At 69.4% G+C, this 16,947-nt stretch carries 16 protein-coding genes; 9 read left to right on the top strand and 7 right to left on the bottom strand.

Annotation, left to right across the window (positions count from 1 at the left end):
• Nucleotides 1-44 precede the first annotated feature (44 nt).
• On the top strand, nucleotides 45-410 hold the full coding sequence (locus BUR28_RS20410) for a helix-turn-helix domain-containing protein (protein WP_074218878.1): 366 nt from the start codon (nucleotides 45-47) through the stop codon (nucleotides 408-410).
• Entirely contained in the window at nucleotides 397-1,002 is a 606-nt protein-coding gene (locus BUR28_RS20405; protein WP_139307549.1) for an IS630 family transposase, read from the top strand. Before BUR28_RS20410 ends, BUR28_RS20405 begins: the two co-directional genes overlap by 14 nt.
• 12 nt (nucleotides 1,003-1,014) lie before the next feature.
• Here the strand turns inward: BUR28_RS20405 and BUR28_RS09985 are convergent, their stop codons facing one another.
• Together BUR28_RS09985 and BUR28_RS09980 are read right to left on the bottom strand one after the other, a co-directional pair.
• Nucleotides 1,015-1,773, bottom strand: a complete 759-nt coding sequence (locus tag BUR28_RS09985) for a hydroxypyruvate isomerase family protein (RefSeq protein WP_074219984.1) — start codon at nucleotides 1,771-1,773, stop codon at nucleotides 1,015-1,017.
• A gap of 6 nt (nucleotides 1,774-1,779) precedes the next feature.
• Nucleotides 1,780-2,358 carry a DUF1285 domain-containing protein gene (locus BUR28_RS09980; RefSeq protein WP_254813727.1) on the bottom strand — a complete coding sequence of 193 codons (579 nt, stop codon included), beginning with the start codon at nucleotides 2,356-2,358 and terminating at the stop codon, nucleotides 1,780-1,782.
• An 83-nt stretch (nucleotides 2,359-2,441) separates the two neighbouring features.
• On the opposite strand from BUR28_RS09980, the gene BUR28_RS09975 reads away from it, so the two are divergent.
• From BUR28_RS09975 to BUR28_RS09960, 4 genes are read left to right on the top strand one after another with little or no spacing between them, the layout of a single operon-like run.
• Complete coding sequence (locus BUR28_RS09975) at nucleotides 2,442-3,449, top strand: AAA family ATPase (protein WP_074219982.1); 1,008 nt, start codon at nucleotides 2,442-2,444, stop codon at nucleotides 3,447-3,449.
• Nucleotides 3,446-4,321 (top strand): DUF58 domain-containing protein, encoded by an 876-nt coding sequence (locus BUR28_RS09970; RefSeq protein ID WP_074219981.1) that lies wholly within the window; start codon nucleotides 3,446-3,448, stop codon nucleotides 4,319-4,321. The genes BUR28_RS09975 and BUR28_RS09970 overlap by 4 nt, the downstream gene beginning before the upstream one ends.
• Nucleotides 4,321-7,086, top strand: coding sequence for a DUF4159 domain-containing protein (locus tag BUR28_RS09965; protein ID WP_074219980.1), 2,766 nt, complete (start codon nucleotides 4,321-4,323; stop codon nucleotides 7,084-7,086). The genes BUR28_RS09970 and BUR28_RS09965 overlap by 1 nt, the downstream gene beginning before the upstream one ends.
• The gene (locus BUR28_RS09960; RefSeq protein WP_074219979.1) at nucleotides 7,083-9,134 is read left to right on the top strand and encodes a hypothetical protein; all 2,052 of its coding nucleotides are present in this window, start codon (nucleotides 7,083-7,085) and stop codon (nucleotides 9,132-9,134) included. Before BUR28_RS09965 ends, BUR28_RS09960 begins: the two co-directional genes overlap by 4 nt.
• Here the strand turns inward: BUR28_RS09960 and BUR28_RS09955 are convergent, their stop codons facing one another.
• A complete protein-coding gene (locus BUR28_RS09955; RefSeq protein WP_074219978.1) occupies nucleotides 9,135-9,713 on the bottom strand; it encodes a hypothetical protein in 579 nt (192 codons plus the stop codon).
• A 182-nt stretch (nucleotides 9,714-9,895) separates the two neighbouring features.
• Here BUR28_RS09955 and BUR28_RS09950 point away from each other — a divergent pair, with 182 nt between their 5' ends.
• Entirely contained in the window at nucleotides 9,896-10,552 is a 657-nt protein-coding gene (locus tag BUR28_RS09950) for a hypothetical protein (protein WP_074219977.1), read from the top strand.
• A gap of 75 nt (nucleotides 10,553-10,627) precedes the next feature.
• Here BUR28_RS09950 and BUR28_RS09945 read toward each other — a convergent pair whose 3' ends face one another.
• Nucleotides 10,628-12,562 carry an elongation factor G gene (locus BUR28_RS09945; protein WP_074219976.1) on the bottom strand — a complete coding sequence of 645 codons (1,935 nt, stop codon included), beginning with the start codon at nucleotides 12,560-12,562 and terminating at the stop codon, nucleotides 10,628-10,630.
• A gap of 275 nt (nucleotides 12,563-12,837) precedes the next feature.
• Here BUR28_RS09945 and BUR28_RS09940 point away from each other — a divergent pair, with 275 nt between their 5' ends.
• Complete coding sequence (locus tag BUR28_RS09940) at nucleotides 12,838-13,248, top strand: globin domain-containing protein (RefSeq protein ID WP_074219975.1); 411 nt, start codon at nucleotides 12,838-12,840, stop codon at nucleotides 13,246-13,248.
• A gap of 14 nt (nucleotides 13,249-13,262) precedes the next feature.
• Here BUR28_RS09940 and BUR28_RS09935 read toward each other — a convergent pair whose 3' ends face one another.
• Nucleotides 13,263-14,735 (bottom strand): NAD-dependent succinate-semialdehyde dehydrogenase, encoded by a 1,473-nt coding sequence (locus BUR28_RS09935; RefSeq protein WP_074219974.1) that lies wholly within the window; start codon nucleotides 14,733-14,735, stop codon nucleotides 13,263-13,265.
• Between the two features lie 52 nt (nucleotides 14,736-14,787).
• Here BUR28_RS09935 and BUR28_RS09930 point away from each other — a divergent pair, with 52 nt between their 5' ends.
• Nucleotides 14,788-15,609 carry an alpha/beta hydrolase gene (locus tag BUR28_RS09930; protein ID WP_074219973.1) on the top strand — a complete coding sequence of 274 codons (822 nt, stop codon included), beginning with the start codon at nucleotides 14,788-14,790 and terminating at the stop codon, nucleotides 15,607-15,609.
• Between the two features lie 68 nt (nucleotides 15,610-15,677).
• Here BUR28_RS09930 and BUR28_RS20055 read toward each other — a convergent pair whose 3' ends face one another.
• Nucleotides 15,678-15,845, bottom strand: a complete 168-nt coding sequence (locus BUR28_RS20055) for a hypothetical protein (protein WP_175566929.1) — start codon at nucleotides 15,843-15,845, stop codon at nucleotides 15,678-15,680.
• A 54-nt stretch (nucleotides 15,846-15,899) separates the two neighbouring features.
• Entirely contained in the window at nucleotides 15,900-16,889 is a 990-nt protein-coding gene (locus tag BUR28_RS09925; protein WP_074219972.1) for a P1 family peptidase, read from the bottom strand.
• Nucleotides 16,890-16,947: the final 58 nt, after the last annotated feature.

The raw sequence follows: 16,947 nt of genomic DNA, 5'->3' as shown, positions 1-16,947 counted from the left end.
CGTGATGTGATTCCGTCTCTTTGAGGTAGATATGGGGGTCATAGATGGGCAAACCACATCCGATAGAGCTACGCGAGCGTGTCGTCGCGTTCGTGGACGAAGGTCATGGGCATCGCGAAGCGGCACGGCACTTCCGGGTATCGCCGAAGTTCGTGAACGAGCTGATCAAACTGCGTCGCGAGACCGGATCACTCAAGCCCCGGCCCCAAGGCAATGGCGGCGGGCACGGCAAGCTTGCGGGCGTGACCGGCTGGATCGAAGCCCGCGTCGCCGCCAAGGGCGAGATCACGCTCGATGAATTGGCCGTTGAGCTGGCCGAAACCCATGGCATCGAGGTCCATCGCGGCACGATCTGGCGGGTGCTGCGCGGGCTTGGTCTGACGCACGAAAAAAGACCTGCAGGCGCTTGAGCAGAAGCGCAAGGATGTCGCCGATCTGCGGCGCATCTGGATCGCGAAACGCCAGCCCTTCATGGCCAACCATCTGGACCGGCTGGCCTTTGTGGACGAGACCTCGGTCAAAACCAACATGGCCAAGACGACCGGCTGGGCCCCGTTCGGGCAGCGCCTCGTCGATCACGCGCCGTTCGGACATTGGCGCACCCAGACCTTCGTCGCGGCCCTGCGCCACGACCGGCTCGACGCACCATGGATCATCGACGGGGCGATGAACGCCGAGATGTTCGCCCTCTACATCGAAACCCAGCTGGGGCCGACGCTGCGCAAAGGCGACGTTGTCATTCTCGACAACCTGTCGAGCCATAAGGCCCCGGCCGCAGCGGCGTCCCTGCGTGCGATTGGCACCTGGTTCCTGTTCTTGCCGCCTTACAGCCCGGACCTGAACCCCATCGAAATGGCGTTCTCAAAGCTGAAGTCGCTCATAAGGAAGGCAGCCGCGCGAACCTACGATCAACTTTGGGCGGCCGTCGGCCATGTCTGCGACCTCTTCTCAGACCAAGAATGCTACAACTACTTCAAGGCGGCCGGCTATGAGGCCGATTAAATGCGACGCGCTCTAGCCGGCCATCGACATCCAGCCAAGCCCGTCCTCTGTGCGGCCCGCAGGGTGATACTCCCCGCTTATCCAGCCGTCGTAGCCGTCCGCATCGAGCCGCGCGAAGAATCCGAGATAGTCGATCTCGCTGGCCACGGGTTCATCCCGAGCGGGCGTCGAGGCCACCTGCACATGCGCAACCCGCGCCTTCACCCGCGACCAGAGCCCCGGCACGTCGCCCGCGATGCGCCTTGCGTGGTAGGCGTCGAATTGCAGATGCAGGTTGGGGCGTTCCAGCGTGTCGAGCAGGGCGATCGCATCGTCGAAGCGGGCCAGGAAATAGCCGGGGATGTCGACCGGGTTGATCGGCTCGATGGTCAGGTTCTGGCCGGGCGCGGTGTCGGCGGCCCAGGCGAGGTTGTCGCGATAGGTCTCCTGCGCCTCCGGCCCCGCGGCACAGCCGGCCAGGAGGTGCAGGTGCCGGGCCCCGAGCCGTGCGGCCAGTTCCGCGCCGCGCAGGAAACCCTCGCGAAACCGCACAACATCGTCCGGCCGCGCGGCGAAGCCCCGCTCGCCCGCGGCCCAGTCGCCCGCGGGGGTGTTGATCAGCGCGAGCGCCAGCCCCTCGCCGGCGAGGCGCGCGGCGATCTCGCCGGGGTCGTGGTCGTAGGGAAAAAGGACCTCCACCGCCTCGAACCCCGCCGCCCGCGCGGCGGCGAAACGGTCGAGGAAGGGCCGCTCGGTGAACAAAAAATCGAGATTCGCGCAGAACCGGGGCACGGGCGCTCAGGGCAGTTCGGCCGACGGGATCACCGGGAAGAACACGCCGCCCGAGCGGAGGCCGAACCACTCCTCGCCCGCGTGACGTTCGCGCGTGCCGATCTCGACCAGCCGGTAGAAACTCTTGCGGTCGATTCGCGCCTCCAGCCCGCCGCGGACATGGACGTAAGGCGAAGGCTCGCCGGTCTCGGGGTCGCGCTCCACCCGGATCGGGTGCTCGGGCCCCGCGGCGACCCGGTCGCCGACATTCGTCACGAAACTCAGCACCTGCGCCGCGCCCTCGCCGCTGCATTCGAAATCGACCGCCACGAAGGGCACGTCCTCGACGGTGATGCCCACCTTCTCGACCGGCGTGACCAGGAAATACGTCTCGCCCTCGCGCTTCAGGATGGTCGAGAACAGCCGCACCAGCGGCGCCCGGCCGATCGGCGTGCCGAGATAGAACCAGGTCCCGTCGCGCGCGATCCGCATGTCGAGATCGCCGCAGAAGGGCGGATCCCACGAATCAACCGGAGGTAGTTTGCCCTCCACGGCCGCCGCGCGGGCGGATTTCGCGAGTTTTTCGGCGTCGGGTCTCACGATCATTTGTGCTGACTGGTTTTTTGCCATTTGTGACGCACGCCATATGTGCCGATAATAGCCCATATATGACCGAAGGGAGAGTTGTCATGTCCGACGAGACCGAGCTGGTCGCCGAGATCGAGACGCTGGGCACCCGGCTGGCCGAGGCCAAGGACAGCATTACCAAGCGGTTCATCGGCCAGGAGCGGGTCGTCGACCTGACCCTCTCGGCTCTTCTGTGCGGCGGCCACGGGTTGCTGATTGGTCTGCCGGGGCTGGGCAAGACGCGGCTGGTGGACACGCTCTCCACGGTTATGGGGCTGAACGGGGCGCGCATCCAGTTCACTCCCGACCTGATGCCGGCTGACATCCTCGGCTCCGAGGTGTTGGAGACCGGCGAGGACGGCTCCCGCGCCTTCCGCTTCATCGAGGGGCCGATCTTCTGCCAGCTGTTGATGGCCGACGAGATCAACCGCGCCTCTCCCCGGACCCAGTCGGCGCTGTTGCAAGCCATGCAGGAAAAATCCGTTACGATTGCAGGCGAGGCGCACCCGCTGACCCCGCCCTTCCACGTGCTCGCGACGCAAAACCCGATCGAGCAGGAGGGGACCTATCCGCTGCCCGAGGCGCAGCTCGACCGGTTTCTGGTGCAGATCGACGTGCCCTATCCCGACCGCAAGACCGAGCATGACATCCTGATCGCCACGACCGGGCTGGAAGAGGAGGAGGCGCATGGGGTGTTCAGCGCCGAGCAACTGATCGCCGCGCAGAAGACGGTGCGCCGGATGCCGGTGGGCGAGGCGGTGGTCGAGTTGATCCTCGATCTCGTCCGCGCCTGCCGCCCGCAGGAACCCGAGGCGCCCGAGATCGTACGCGAGGCGGTGGCCTGGGGGCCGGGGCCGCGCGCCGCCCAGGCCCTGATGCTGACGGTGCGCGCCCAGGCGCTGCTCGAGGGCCGGCTGGCGCCGTCCGCCGACGACGTGCTCAAGATGGCCGCGCCGGTGCTGACCCACCGCATGGCGCTGAGTTTCGCGGCGCGGGCCCGCGGCGACAGCCTGGCGGAGGTGATCGAGAGCGTGGCGCGCGAGGTCGTGCGGGTCGAGGCCGCCGCGTGAGCGACCCCGCCGCCCTCCGCGCCTGCGCCGAAGGCATCGCCGAGGCGCTGCCGCCGCTGCTCGCCGATGCCGAGCATCTGGCGCAGGCGGTGCTTCTGGGCGAGCACGGGCGCCGGCGCGCGGGGATGGGCGACGAGTTCTGGCAATACCGCCCGGCGCATGCTGGCGACGAGGCGCGAATGATCGACTGGCGCCGGTCCGGCCGGTCGGACGCGCATTTCGTGCGGGAAAAGGAATGGCAGGCCGCGCAGAGCGTGCTGATCTGGGTCGACGATTCCGCCTCCATGGGCTTTGCGGGCGACAAGACCCACCCCAGTAAGGCCGAACGCGCCCGGGTCTTGGCGATGGCGGTGGCCGTCCTGCTGAACCGCGGCGGAGAGCGCGTGGGCCTCTTGGGCTCCGGATTGCCCCCGCGCCGGGGGGCGCTGCAACTCCTGCGCATGGCCGACATCCTGAGCGCCGCGCAGGGGGAGGCCGATTACGGGGCGCCGGAGGCCCGCGGGATGGCACCCCACTCCCGCGCGGTCTTCCTGTCCGATTTCCTCGGTGACCTGGCGCCGGTGGAGCGCACGCTGACCGAGGCCGCCGATCGGGGCGTCACCGGCGCAATGCTGCAGATCCTGGACCCCGCGGAGGAAGCATTCCCCTATGACGGGCGCACCATCTTCGAGAGCATGGGCGGCAGCCTGCGCCACGAGACGCTGAAGGCGGGAGAATTGAAGGTCCGGTACCTCGAACGACTGGCCGAACGCAAGGCGCGGCTGGCCGAGCTTGCGCGCGTCACTGGCTGGTATTACTCCACGCATCACTCGGGCGAAGGGGCGCAAGGAGCGCTTCTGTGGTTGTACCGCGCCCTCGAACGGGTGCGCTGATGTGGACGATCGGCGGCATCGGGTTCGCCGCGCCGGCGTTGCTTTGGGCGCTGGTCGCGCTTCCGGCGTTGTGGCTTGTGTTGCGCGCCGTGCCGCCGGCGCCGATCCGCCGGCGGTTTCCGGGCGTCGCGCTGCTCCTCGGGCTGACCGACGACGAGACCCAGACAGACAAGACGCCCTGGTGGCTGCTGCTGCTTCGCATGCTGGCGGTCGCGGCGCTCATCGTCGCCTTCGCCGGCCCGATCCTGAACCCGCGGGACCGGCAGCCGGGCGAGGGGCCGCTTCTCGTCTTCATCGACGGCACCTGGGCGGACGCGCGCGACTGGCCGCGTAGGATGGACCGGGTCGAGGCGATTCTGGACGAGGCCGGGCGCGACGGACGGCCCGTGGCCGTGGTGCAGGCGACCGACCTGCCCGAGGCGGGACTGCCCTTCCAGGCGGCAGAGGCCTGGATCAGCCGGCTTGCCGGGCTGGAACCCGCGCCCTGGCTGCCCGACGTGCAGGCGCTGGGCGTATGGGCCGACGGGCTGGACGGCGGGTTCGATACCTTCTGGATGTCCGGCGGGTTGGATTACGAGGGGCGGCAGGGTCTGCTGACCACATTCACCGCCGCGGGCGACGTCCGCGTGTTCGAAAGCCCCCGGCCGGTTGTTGTGCTACGTCCTGCGGCCTTCGAGGACGGGGCGATCCGGCTGACCGCGTTGCGCGCCCGGGCGGACGATGCCTCCGAGGTCACGTTCAGCGCGACGGGTCGGGACCCGGCGGGGGTGGAGCGGGTTCTGGCCCGGACGCAGGCCACGTTCGAGGCGGGCGCGGGCACGGTCGAGACCGAGCTCGTCCTGCCGCCCGAGTTGCGCAACCGCATCAGTCGCTTCGCGGTCGAGGGGGTGCGCTCTGCCGGTGCGGTCACGCTGACCGATGACAGCCTCAAGCGCCGAGAAGTCGCGCTTCTTGCAGGGCGCGAAAACCGCGAGGGGCTGCAATTGCTCTCGCCGCTGTTCTACCTGAACAAGGCGCTCGAGCCGACCGCGGACCTAGTCGACGGCACCCTGTCCGACATCATTCTTGCCAGCCCCGACGTGATCGTATTGGCCGATATCGCGACGCTCGCAGCCGCCGAGGCCGAGGCGTTGCAGGGCTGGGTCGAGGATGGCGGGTTGCTGGTGCGGTTCGCGGGCCCCCGCCTCGCCGCCTCGGATGTCAGCCGCGACGCCGAAGACCCGCTGATGCCGGTGCGCCTGCGCGTGGGCGGGCGCACCGTCGGCGGCGCGATGAGCTGGGGCGAGCCCAAGCAGTTGCGGCCTTTCGCGGAATCATCTCCCTTCGTCGGGCTGGAGGTGCCGCCAGACGTCCGGGTGAACGCGCAGGTCATGGCCCAGCCCGACCCGCAGCTTGTCGACCGCTCCATCGCGGCGCTGACCGACGGCACGCCGCTGGTTACCCGCAAGAAGCTGGGCCAAGGGCAGGTGGTGTTGTTCCACGTTACTGCCAACGTCGAATGGTCGACCCTGCCGCTCTCGGGCCTGTTCGTGCAGATGCTTGAACGGTTGGCCGTCTCGACGCGCCCTGCGCGCCCCGAGGCGGCGGAACTGCAGGGCACCACCTGGGTCGCCGAAACGGTTCTGGACGCCTTCGGCGACGTGGGCGAGGCCGGCACGCTGCCCGGCATCCCCGGCGAGAAACTAGCCGACGCGCGCCCCGGCCCCGACCTTCCGCCGGGGCTCTATGCCGGCGACGACCGCCGCCTCGCGCTCAACGTCGTCGGCCCCGAAACCCAGATCGCGCCGATCGCCTGGCCCGCGCGCATCCCCGTCGAGGGGCTCGCGCTGGCGCGCGAGACGCTCTTGAAAGGCTGGGTCCTGACCGCGGCGCTCGCGTTTTTCGCCGCCGATATCCTCGCCTCGCTCTGGCTCTCGGGGCGGCTCCGCGGCCAGCGCTCGGGCGCGGTTGCAGCGCTGGTGCTGGCGCTGATGCTGCCGATGGAGGCCGACGCGCAACAGGCCACGGACGACGCGCTGGCGCTGAAGGCCACGACCGAGGTGGTGCTGGCCCATGTGGTGACCGGCGACGCCCGGGTGGACGAGGTGGCACGCGCGGGGCTGCGCGGGCTGTCGGAAAAACTGACCCAGCGCACCTCAATCGAGCCCGCCGAGCCCATCGCCGTGAACCTCGAAACCGACGAGCTGTCCCTCTTCCCCTTCCTCTACTGGCCGGTGACCGCGGGCCAGCCGCAGCCCTCGTCCGAGGCCTATGCCAAGCTCAACCGCTACCTGCGTACCGGCGGCATGATCCTGTTCGACACGCGCGACGCCGACGTCGCCCGGTTCGGCGGCGGCTCGCCCGAGGGCCGGCGCTTGCAGCGACTCGCCCAGCCGCTCGACGTGCCGCCGCTGGAACCCGTGCCCACCGACCACGTGCTCACGCGGACCTTTTACCTGCTCCAGGACTTCCCCGGCCGCCATGCCAGCCGCGATGTCTGGGTCGAAGCCGCGCCGGCGGACGCCGAACAGGCCGAGGGCATGCCGTTCCGCGACCTCAATGACGGTGTCACGCCGGTGGTGATCGGCGGCAACGACTGGGCGGCGGCCTGGGCGGTGGACGGGCAGGGCGGGGCGATGTTCCCGGTCGGCCGAGGCTATGCCGGCGAGCGCCAGCGCGAAATCGCCTTCCGCTTCGGGATCAACCTCATGATGCATGTGCTGACCGGCAACTACAAATCCGATCAGGTCCACGTGCCCGCGCTGCTCGACAGGCTGGGCCAATGAACGGCGCGGTGATCTTCGACCCGCTGCTGCCGTGGCCGCTGGTCTGGGCGCTGGTCGTGGCCGCCCTGGCCTTCACCGGCTTCGCGCTCTGGCGCGGCCTGTCGGGTTGGTGGCTTCGCGGCCTCGCGGCGGCGGCGATCCTCGCGGCGCTGGCCAACCCGTCGCTGCAGACCGAGGACCGCAACCCGTTGTCGGACATCGTGGTGCTGGTGGTGGACGAAAGCGCCAGTCAGCGCCTGTCGGACCGGCCCGGCCAGATCGCGGAGGCCATCGCGCGGGTCGAGGCCGAAATCGACGCGCTCGACAACACCGAGCTCAGGATCGTGCGGCTCGGCGATGGCGAGAGCAACGAGGGCACGCTGCTGATGACCGCGCTGTCCGAGGCGCTGGCCGAGGTGCCCCGGGCCCGGCTCGCGGGCGCGATCCTGCTGACTGACGGGCAGTTGCACGATATCGAGCGCGCCCCCGCGCTGCCGGCGCCGCTGCATGCGCTGTTGACGGGACAGCAGGACGACTGGGACCGGCGGCTGCTGATCCGGAACGCGCCCGCCTTCGCGATCCTCGGCGAGGAGGTGACGCTGACGCTGCGGGTCGAGGATCAGGGCGCCGTGCCCGCCGAAATGGGCGCGACGACGCAGGTCACGGTCGCCATCGACGGCGGCGAGCCGCAAAGCTACCGGGTGCCGCTGAACGAGGATCTCGAGGTGCCGGTGATCCTCGACCACGCCGGCCGCAACGTGATTCAGTTCTCGGTGGCCGAGGAAGCGGGCGAACTGACCGACCGCAACAATGCCGCCGTGGTGCAGATCAACGGCGTGCGCGACCGGCTGCGGGTGCTGCTGGTCTCGGGCGAGCCGCACCCGGGCGAGCGAACCTGGCGCAACCTCCTGAAATCGGACAGCTCCGTGGACCTTGTGCATTTCACGATCCTGCGCCCGCCGGACAAGCATGACGGGGTGCCGGTCACGGAACTGTCGCTGATTGCCTTCCCCACGCGGGAGCTGTTCCTCGACAAGGTGGATGAGTTCGACCTGATCATCTTCGACCGATACAAGCGGCGCGGCATCCTGCCGATGATCTATCTCGACAACGTGCGCGAGTATGTCGAGGAAGGCGGCGCGGTGCTCATCGCCGCTGGCCCTGACTTCGCCAGCGCGGATTCGATCTACCGGTCGCCGCTGTCCGAGATCCTGCCCGCCGAGCCCACCGCGCGGGTGATCGAGGAAGGCTTCCTGCCCAATGTAAGCGACCTGGGCCGGCGCCACCCCGTGACCGAAGGCTTGAAGGCCGAACACGGTGGCGACTGGGGCCGCTGGTTCCGCCTGATCGACTTGGAGGCGACCGGCGGGCAGGTGGTGATGGAGGGGCGCGACCAGCGCCCCCTGCTCGTGCTCGACCGGGTGGGCGAGGGGCGCGTGGCGCTGATGGCTTCGGACCATGCCTGGCTGTGGAATCGCGGCTTCGAGGGTGGCGGGCCGCAGCTGGAACTGCTGCGCCGGCTCGCCCACTGGATGATGAAGGAACCCGAGCTCGAGGAAGAGGCGCTGACCGCCGAGGCCGAGGGCCAGACCATGACGATTACCCGCCGCTCGCTGGCCGAAGAGGGGCGCAGCGTCGAGATTACCCGCCCCGATGGCGAGACCGAGACGGTAGAGTTGCAGGAGACCTCCCCGGGGCGGTTCCAGGCGACCTACGAGGGGCCTGAGATCGGGCTTTACCGGCTGGTCGATGAGGATCTGGACAACGTCATCGCGCTGGGCCCGTCGGCGCCGCGAGAGTTCGAGGAGACCATCGCAAGCGGGGCCAAGCTGCAAGAGGCGGTGGACGCCACGCGGGGCGGCATTCTCGCGCTGAACGAGGGCGCGCCCGACATCCGCACCGTGCGCGAGGGGCGGCTGGCGGCGGGGCGCGGCTGGATCGGCATGACGCCGCGCGAGGCCTACCTCACCGCTGACGTCACCATCACGCCGCTTGCGCCCGCCTGGGCGTTCCTGTTGCTCGCGGCGGGGCTGAGCATCGGCGCTTGGCTGCGCGAGGGGCGGCGCTGATCATTCCGCGGTCGACACGACCGCGATGCCGGGATCGCGGGCGAGTTTCATCGCGAACACCTCCTGTCGCGGGACCCAGTCGTAATCCGCATCTGCCCGTGTTTGCGCCCAGAACAGGTCTCCGCCGTCGCGCCAGCCGTCCAGCACGATCCCGTCTTCCATCGATTGGCCGCGGGCGCTGACGATTACGGTGGAATGCTCGATCCGGAACGGGTTGTCGGCATTGGCGATGGCGCGGTGCAATTCCAGCGTCTCGAAGCCTTCCCGGCGCAGCCGCGCCTCGATGTCGTCGGCCCAGTGATAGCAGAGCCCCCGCGGGCGCAGGCCGGAATTGACCTTCATGTTGTGGATCAGCGGCCCGTCGGTGACGCCGTACTCCTGCGCAAGCTGGTGCGCCTCGTCGAGCGCGGTGCGGGCCGCGCGTTCGGCCTCGTCCTCGGCCACCGAGGGGTCGAGGTTCCCGATCGCCCGGGCCAGCTGCGCCACCTCCTCGGGCGACGCGGGGGGCGGTGGAACCGGGCGCGGCGCGCCGCAGGCAGCCAGGACCAGAAGCGACAACAGCGCCGCCACGCGCGCCATGCACCCCGGATGTTTCAAATGCCTCTCCGCCGCCCGTTCCCGACGCCGATATGGCTAGCCCGCAGGCCGCGCGCTTGTCCAGTCGCCTCGTACCCGGTCGCGGCGGCGTGAACGGGGGAGGGCGCCCGCGCCCCGAGCTTTCAACCCGCCCGGAAACATGTCAGCCTCCGTCGCGGAATGTCGTGGCGAAGGTCCTCGTGTTGCGCGTAACGATTTCTTCTCTCGGTCCGGGGGATTCGGAGGCCGGATGGGACGGCTACCTCTCCCCGACAGAAACCCTTCTGTGGACCGGACGGCCGCAATACGGGCGCCGGATCCGCGACGTCGTCGGTGCCGAGAAGACCTGGCATATCGGCCTTCTGGCCGGGGCGGTCGCGATGTGGCTCACATGGCCGATGATCGGAGACGACGCGGGGGTCACCGCGACCGATGCGCTCTGGGTCTACGGTGCGGTGACCCTCTTGTTCGGTCTGGTTTCGGCATACATCGTGGTCACGCGCGCCTACGTGCTCGGCACCCTTCACTACGCGGTGACGGACCGGCGCGCGCTTGTCCGCCGCGAGGGCCGGAACCACTTCCTTGCCAGACGCGCATTCCTCGTCTCAAGCCCGCTGTCGCCCGAGTTCTCCTGCCCGGTCGTAGAGGATCGTCCCTACCCGTCGCTGACCGTCGGCCATCTCCTGTCGGAGGGCGTGGTCCAACCGCTGGGCTACGGTCTGGTCCATCCCGGTTGGGGCCCCTTGCGAACACTCGGCGTGATCCCCGTCCTGTTCGAGCAGGTGGAGGATGTCGACCATGTGCGCAGGCTGCTTGTCGAGAGCGCGGCCGGCGCGGCGTGAGGCGGCCCGGCGGACATTGGGGACCGAGGGCACACCCCACGGTATCCGCCCGATCGCGTGACGGCCCGGGCGGGCTCAGGCCAGTTCGGCGGCGCGGGCCTCGCGGATGCGTTCGGCATCCTTGCCGTGCAGCTCCTCGTAATGGTCGAAATGCGACTCGAACCAGGCGGTGCCGTGGGTCAGCCCGCCGAGCGCCTGGAACAGCTCCTCCTTGGCGCCCGCGGGGATCAGCGCCTGGAAGATGTCCCAGCCGCGCGCCGACATGTGCGCCTCGAAGCCCAGCACCTGGCCCTTGAGGCTGCCGGCCAGCGCCACCAGCGAGCCGGAGTTCACCGACGGCACGTGGATCACCACCCGCTCGATCGGCTGAAGCACGACCGGGCCGGCCTGCGCCAGCGCCTCGCGCACGCCGTTTTTGGCTGCCGTGCGGAAGGCATGGTCGGAGCTGTCCACCGCGTGATGCTTGCCATCGGTCAGGGTGACCGCGACATCGACCACCGGGAATCCGAGTGGCCCCTGTTCCATCGCCTCGCGCGCGCCGGCCTTGACCGCTGGGATGTAGTTCTTCGGCACCGCGCCGCCCTTGACCGTGTCGCCGAAGGCAAATCCCGCGCCGCGCCCCTGGGGCCGCACGGTCAGTTGCACGTCCGCGAACTGGCCCGCGCCGCCGGTCTGCTTGCGGTGGCGGTGATGAGTGTCGACGGTCTTGGTGATGGTCTCGCGGTAGATGCCGGAGACCGGGTGTTCGGTGGCTTCAATACCGAAATCCTCGGTCAGCTTGGCCAGCACCCGGCGCAGGTGGATCGGCCCCTGAAGATGCACCACCAGATGCCCGGTCTCGGCATCCTGGGCAAGCTCCATGCCAGGGTCGCTTGCCGCGATCCGGGCCAGTGCGGCCGAAAGGCGCGCGTCTTCGCGCTCGTTCACCGGGGCCAAGAGGCGCGGGTAGGAGGGCGGGCGACCGCGTGTCCAGCCGGGCAACTCATCGGCGGCGGTGGCGGTATAGGCATAGCCTGGATCGAGATGGTCGGACTTCACCGCGACGGCCAGCGTGCCGCGCTCCAGCGGTTCGGGGACCGGCTTGCCGTCGATTCCGGCCAGGTTGCCGATGGTGTCGCCGGCCAGCGGGCTGCCATGCTGCACGGGGCTGCCCAGTACCCGGATCAGCGTGGACTTGCCCACGTGTTTCTTGGTGTCCGAAGCCAGACCGATGGCCAGCGGCACCTCCACGCCGAGCCTGAGCCCGATCGCCTCCATCCCCGGTGCCTCGTGGCGCAGCGCCTTCATAAGCCGGGTCAGCCCGTTGCCATGGCCCGCCGCGCCCAGGTAAGCTGCCATCACCGCGTTGTCGCGATGCGCCTCGGCGAGGATCTTGTAGACATCCTCGGTCGGTGGCTCGCGATCGTCGATCAGCTGCTCCATTAGATGGTCATCGAAATCGGCCAGATGCTCCAGCAGTTCCGCGCGCGCCTCCTGTTCGCGGTCATGCAGATCGTCTGGGATCTCGATTAGGCTGGACGGCTTGCCTTCCTGGTACTGGAACGCGCGCTCCGAGATCAGGTCGACCGAGCCCACGACATGCCCATCGCCGTCGCGGATCGGGGCCTGGCGCAGCACGATGTGATGGGTCGCGTAGGCCTGCAGCGCGCCGACTATGTCACGTATGCGCGCCTCGTCCTGGTCCATCTTGTTGATGAAGATGAAGCAGGGGACGTCCGACGCCTCGATCAGCCGCAGGTAAGGGGCGGCCAGCACCGCGGCGTCCGGTTCCGGCGCGACACACAGGATCGCGGCATCCGAGGCCGCCAGCGCCTCGCCCGCATGGCCGAGGTAATCGGGCCCGCCGGCGATGTCGAAGCCCGCCCAGGGCTCGTCCAGGTAGCTGAACTGGCTCACCGTCAGAACGTCGGAGAAAGCGGCCGTGACCGGGCGGCCCTCCAGCTCGGACAGGGCCTTCAGCAGCGTGGACTTGCCCGATTGCGAGGGCCCTAGGATCGTGAAACAGCGCATGGGATGACATCCTCCGATCGGTCGCTTCCAACGGGCCTCTTAACGGCCCGCGCCGGTCGGATTGCTGCGCCCCGCTCCGGGACCGTGGGTGTCGGCCGGTCCCGGGCGCCGGGTGCGGCCGCCGAAGGCGCCGGGCCGCCGTCCCGCCTTGGGGCGATGTTCCCCGCACACCTCGGCTGCGGTCAAGGCAAATCTGGCGGCATCGGGACGCACCCGGCTTAATCGCGGATTAAGGTCGGGGCGCTACGGTCCGCCCGCACGACGAGGGATCATCGATGGACACCCACAACCGCAAGCTCGTCCTAGCAAGCTCCGGCGCGCTGTTTTCGGCCAAGGGGCGCTTTGCCGAAGCGTTCTATGACCGGTTGTTCGACCTTGCCCCAGAGGTGCGCGCCCTGTTCCGGGTCGACATGACCCACCAGAAGCGGATGCTGATGGCCGCCCTCGCGATGGTCGTGGGCGTGCTCGGCGACCGTGAGCGACTGGCGAAAACCGCCGCGGACCTGGGCCGTGTCCACGCGCAGCGCCAGGTGACGGCGGCGCATCTGGACATCGGCCAACAGGCGTTCGACCTGGCATTGCAGGATTTTTTCGGAACGGATTACACCCCCGAACTGCGCGCGGCCTGGGGGGAGGCGTTCGCCGAACTTGTCACGCTGATGCGGCTGGACGAGGCGGCGGCCTAGACCACGCGCCGCCCTCAGACCGACATGCAGATATATTTCATTTCGAGGAAGTCCTCGATCCCGTGGCGGCTGCCCTCGCGGCCGAGACCGGACTGCTTGACGCCGCCGAAGGGCGCGACCTCGGTCGAGATGATGCCGGTGTTGACCCCAACGATCCCGTATTCCAGCGCCTCGGCCACCTTGTAGACGCGGGAAAGGTCGCGCGCGTAGAAATAGGAGGCGAGGCCGAAGATCGTGTCATTGGCCATCGCGATCACGTCGTCCTCGGTCTCGAACCGGAACAGCGGCGCGACCGGGCCGAAGGTCTCCTCGCAGGCGAACTGCATCTCTTGCGTGGCGCCGGCCACCACTGTCGGCTGAAAGAACGTGCCGCCGCGGGCGTGGCGTTCACCACCGCTGACGATCCGCGCGCCCTTGGCCGTGGCGTCGGACAGGTGCTCTTCGACCTTGGCCAGCGCATCGTCGGAAATGAGCGGCCCCAGGTCGGTGCTGTCGTCCAGCCCGTCGCCCACCCGCAGCTTGGCCACCGACTCGGCCAGCTTTCCGGCGAAGGCGTCGTAGATGCCGTCCTGCACGTAGATCCGGTTGGCGCAGACGCAGGTCTGGCCGTTGTTGCGGAACTTGCACGCGATCGCGCCCTCTACCGCCGCCTCGAGGTCGGCATCGTCGAACACGATGAAGGGCGCGTTGCCGCCGAGTTCCATCGAGCATTTCATCACCTGCCCCGCGGCCTGTTCCAGCAGGATCCGCCCCACCTCGGTCGAGCCGGTGAAGGTCAGCTTGCGCACCGCCGGGTTCTCGCAGAATTCCTTGCCGATATCCGACGACTTGCTGGAGGTCACCACCGACAGCACGCCCTTGGGCACGCCCGCGCGCTCGGCCAGCACCGCCATCGCCAGCGCGGAAAGCGGCGTCTCGCCCGCGGGCTTGATCACCATCGAACAGCCCGCCGCCAGCGCCGGGCCGACCTTGCGGGCGATCATCGCGTTGGGAAAGTTCCAGGGCGTGATCGCGGCGGCCACGCCCACCGGCTGGCGGATCACCGTCAGCCGCTTGTCCGCCTGGTGGCCCGGGATCGTGTCGCCGTAGACGCGCTTGGCCTCTTCCGCGAACCACTCGATGAACGAGGCGCCATAGGCGATCTCGCCGCGGGATTCCGACAGCGGCTTGCCCATCTCGGCGGTCAGGATCACCGCGAGGTCTTCCTGCGCGGCCATCATCAGGTCGAACCACTTGCGCAGGATGTTGGCGCGTTCCTTGGCGGTCTTCGCCGCCCAGCCCGTCTGCGCCTCGGCCGCCGCCGCGATGGCGCGGGCGGTCTCGGCGCGGGTGAGGTCGGGAACCGTGCAGATCGCGCTGCCATCGGCGGGGTTGGTGACCTCGAACGTGGCCCCGTCATCGGCCGCGACCCAGTCGCCGCCGACGAAGGCGCGGGTCTCCAGCAGGCCGGGATCGCGGAGAAGGCTCTTGAGGTCGGTCACAGGCATCGGTCATCCTCCCTTCTGGGTTTCGGCCCATGGAAAGCAGGGGGCGGGGTGGATGTCCAGTCACGACAACTTGGCCGATCCGGACAACGCCTATGCCAACGCGGCGCATATCCCGGGCGCCGCCGACTACCCGCCGCGCTGGGCCGCGGCGGCGGCCGCGTTCCGCGCCACCGCCTGCGGCGAGACCGACCTGCCCTATGGCGACCACCCGCGCCAGCGCTTTGACCTGTTCCTGCCCGACGGCCGCCCGCGCGGCCTCGCGGTCTTCGTCCATGGCGGCTACTGGCTGCGCTTCGACAAGTCTTTCTGGTCGCATCTCGCCGCGGGGCCCTTGGCGCGCGGCTGGGCCGTGGCGCTGCCCTCCTACCGGCTGGCGCCCGAGGTGCGGATCGCCGAGATCACCGCCGACATCGCCGCGGCGCTGCCGGTGATGGCGCGGCTGGTTCCGGGGCCCATCGCGCTGGCCGGGCACTCGGCGGGCGGGCACCTGGTGGCGCGGATGCTCTGCGCCGATGCCGGCCTGCCCGACGCCGTCGCCGCGCGCCTCGCCCGTGTCGTGCCGATCTCGCCGGTCGCCGACCTGCGCCCGCTCATCCGCACGCAGATGAACGACAGCTTCCGCCTGGATGGGGCCGGGGCGCGGGCCGAAAGCCCGGTCGCCCATGCGCCGCGCGCCAGCGTCCCGGTCACCGTCTGGGTCGGCGCAGAGGAACGCCCGGTCTTTCTCGACCAGGCGCGCTGGCTGGCCGAGGCCTGGCCCGGCGCCGCGTTGCACATCCACGAGGGCCGGCACCATTTCGACGTGATCGAGGGCCTGACCCGGCCCGACAGCCTTCTGACCGCTGCGGTCCTCGGCCCGGGCGCGGAGGGCTGACCCCGCTCGCCGCCGGCCGGAAAAGCTCATATAAGAGTCATATGCGAGTCATATGCGGGACTCCGGCCCTACCGGCCGATGCCCGACAGCCCATTATAGTCGATCGCTTCCAGCGCGTGTTTCACATCGCCCGTTTCATAGGCCTCGATGGCGCTTTGCAGCGTTTCGGTGACATCGTCGGCCAACGCCGCGGGCGCGGTCAGGGCGATCAGGGCGGCAAGGCGCAGGCGTTTCATTGGGCGTCCTCCTCGGAGCGGTTGCGGCCAGCCTAGCACCGCGGTCCGTGCCTCTCACACGCCGCCAAACCGCGCCTGCCAAGACGGTAGGGGGTCGTTGTCGGCGGCGGTTGCGTGATATACTCCCCGTGCAATCGCCCTTGCCAAACAACAGCTTGCGGCATGCCCCAGCAGCAGCGGGTCCAGCTCCGCATCGCCCAGGGCGCGCGCCCCGGTCGCCGCGGCAAAGACAAGGTCGCCGTCGAACGGCGTGTGGCTCGGCACCAGCGCCCGCGCGATCCCGTCATGCGCGGCGACAGCCAGTCGCGTCGCCTGCGCCTGGGTCAGGGCGGCATCGGTCGCCACGATCGCGATGGTCGTGGCCTGCCCCGTCAGCTTGGTCCGCGGAACCGCCGCCGGCTCCTGCTGGCCGCCGCCCAAGCCCCCGAATTCGTTGTAGATTTCGAAGGGCGCCGCCCAGAACTCCGGGCCGCCCCCCATCACCGCCGAGCCCACCGCGTTCACCGCCACCAGCGCGCCGACCGTGATCGCGCTCTCCAGCACTACCGAGGCCGAGCCGAGCCCCCCCTTCAGGTCCGCCGTCGTCGCCCCGAACCCCGCCCCCGCGCTGCCCAGGTCGAACGCCTCCGCAGCCGCAATGAGCGCGGAATTTCCCAGCCTTTTATAGGGGTTGTCGTCCCAATCCTTGTCGCCCCCGTTCAACAGATCGAACAGAATCGCCCCCGGCACGATGGGCACCCGTAAGCTCCCTACCTCAAAGCCCCGGCCCATCGCGCGCAGCCCGTCCGCCACGCCCGAGGCCGCATCCAACCCGAAGGCCGAGCCCCCCGAAAGCACCAGCGCGTCCACCTCCTGCACCAGCCGGTCTGGTGCCAACAGCTCCGTTTCGCGCGTGCCCGGCGCGCCGCCCATCACATGCACACCCGCCACGAAGGGCGCCTCGCCCACCAGCACGCTCACGCCGGTTTTCGCCCGCGTGTCACGGGCCTGCCCGACCCTCAATCCCGCGACATCGGTGATCAGGTTCCTCGCTCCCGGTCGCATGCTTTTCCTTCTTCTGGCCGAAATATCCGGGGGGTCCGGGGGCAGCGCCCCCGGTCCG

The organism is Rhodovulum sp. ES.010, assembly GCF_900142935.1.
In the GTDB taxonomy this organism is placed as follows: Bacteria; Pseudomonadota; Alphaproteobacteria; order Rhodobacterales; family Rhodobacteraceae; genus Rhodovulum.
This window is presented reverse-complemented; position numbering and strand designations above follow the sequence as displayed.

Coding starts and splice junctions, on each gene's coding strand:
- BUR28_RS09975 (WP_074219982.1), top strand. CDS start 2,442: ATGTCCGACGAGACCGAGCTGGTCGCCGAGATCGAGACGCTGGGCACC.
- BUR28_RS09955 (WP_074219978.1), bottom strand. CDS start 9,713: ATGGCGCGCGTGGCGGCGCTGTTGTCGCTTCTGGTCCTGGCTGCCTGC.
- BUR28_RS20055 (WP_175566929.1), bottom strand. CDS start 15,845: ATGAAACGCCTGCGCCTTGCCGCCCTGATCGCCCTGACCGCGCCCGCG.
- BUR28_RS09945 (WP_074219976.1), bottom strand. CDS start 12,562: ATGCGCTGTTTCACGATCCTAGGGCCCTCGCAATCGGGCAAGTCCACG.
- BUR28_RS09980 (WP_254813727.1), bottom strand. CDS start 2,358: ATGATCGTGAGACCCGACGCCGAAAAACTCGCGAAATCCGCCCGCGCG.
- BUR28_RS09935 (WP_074219974.1), bottom strand. CDS start 14,735: ATGCCTGTGACCGACCTCAAGAGCCTTCTCCGCGATCCCGGCCTGCTG.
- BUR28_RS20410 (WP_074218878.1), top strand. CDS start 45: ATGGGCAAACCACATCCGATAGAGCTACGCGAGCGTGTCGTCGCGTTC.
- BUR28_RS09965 (WP_074219980.1), top strand. CDS start 4,321: ATGTGGACGATCGGCGGCATCGGGTTCGCCGCGCCGGCGTTGCTTTGG.
- BUR28_RS09930 (WP_074219973.1), top strand. CDS start 14,788: ATGTCCAGTCACGACAACTTGGCCGATCCGGACAACGCCTATGCCAAC.
- BUR28_RS09925 (WP_074219972.1), bottom strand. CDS start 16,889: ATGCGACCGGGAGCGAGGAACCTGATCACCGATGTCGCGGGATTGAGG.
- BUR28_RS09940 (WP_074219975.1), top strand. CDS start 12,838: ATGGACACCCACAACCGCAAGCTCGTCCTAGCAAGCTCCGGCGCGCTG.
- BUR28_RS09960 (WP_074219979.1), top strand. CDS start 7,083: ATGAACGGCGCGGTGATCTTCGACCCGCTGCTGCCGTGGCCGCTGGTC.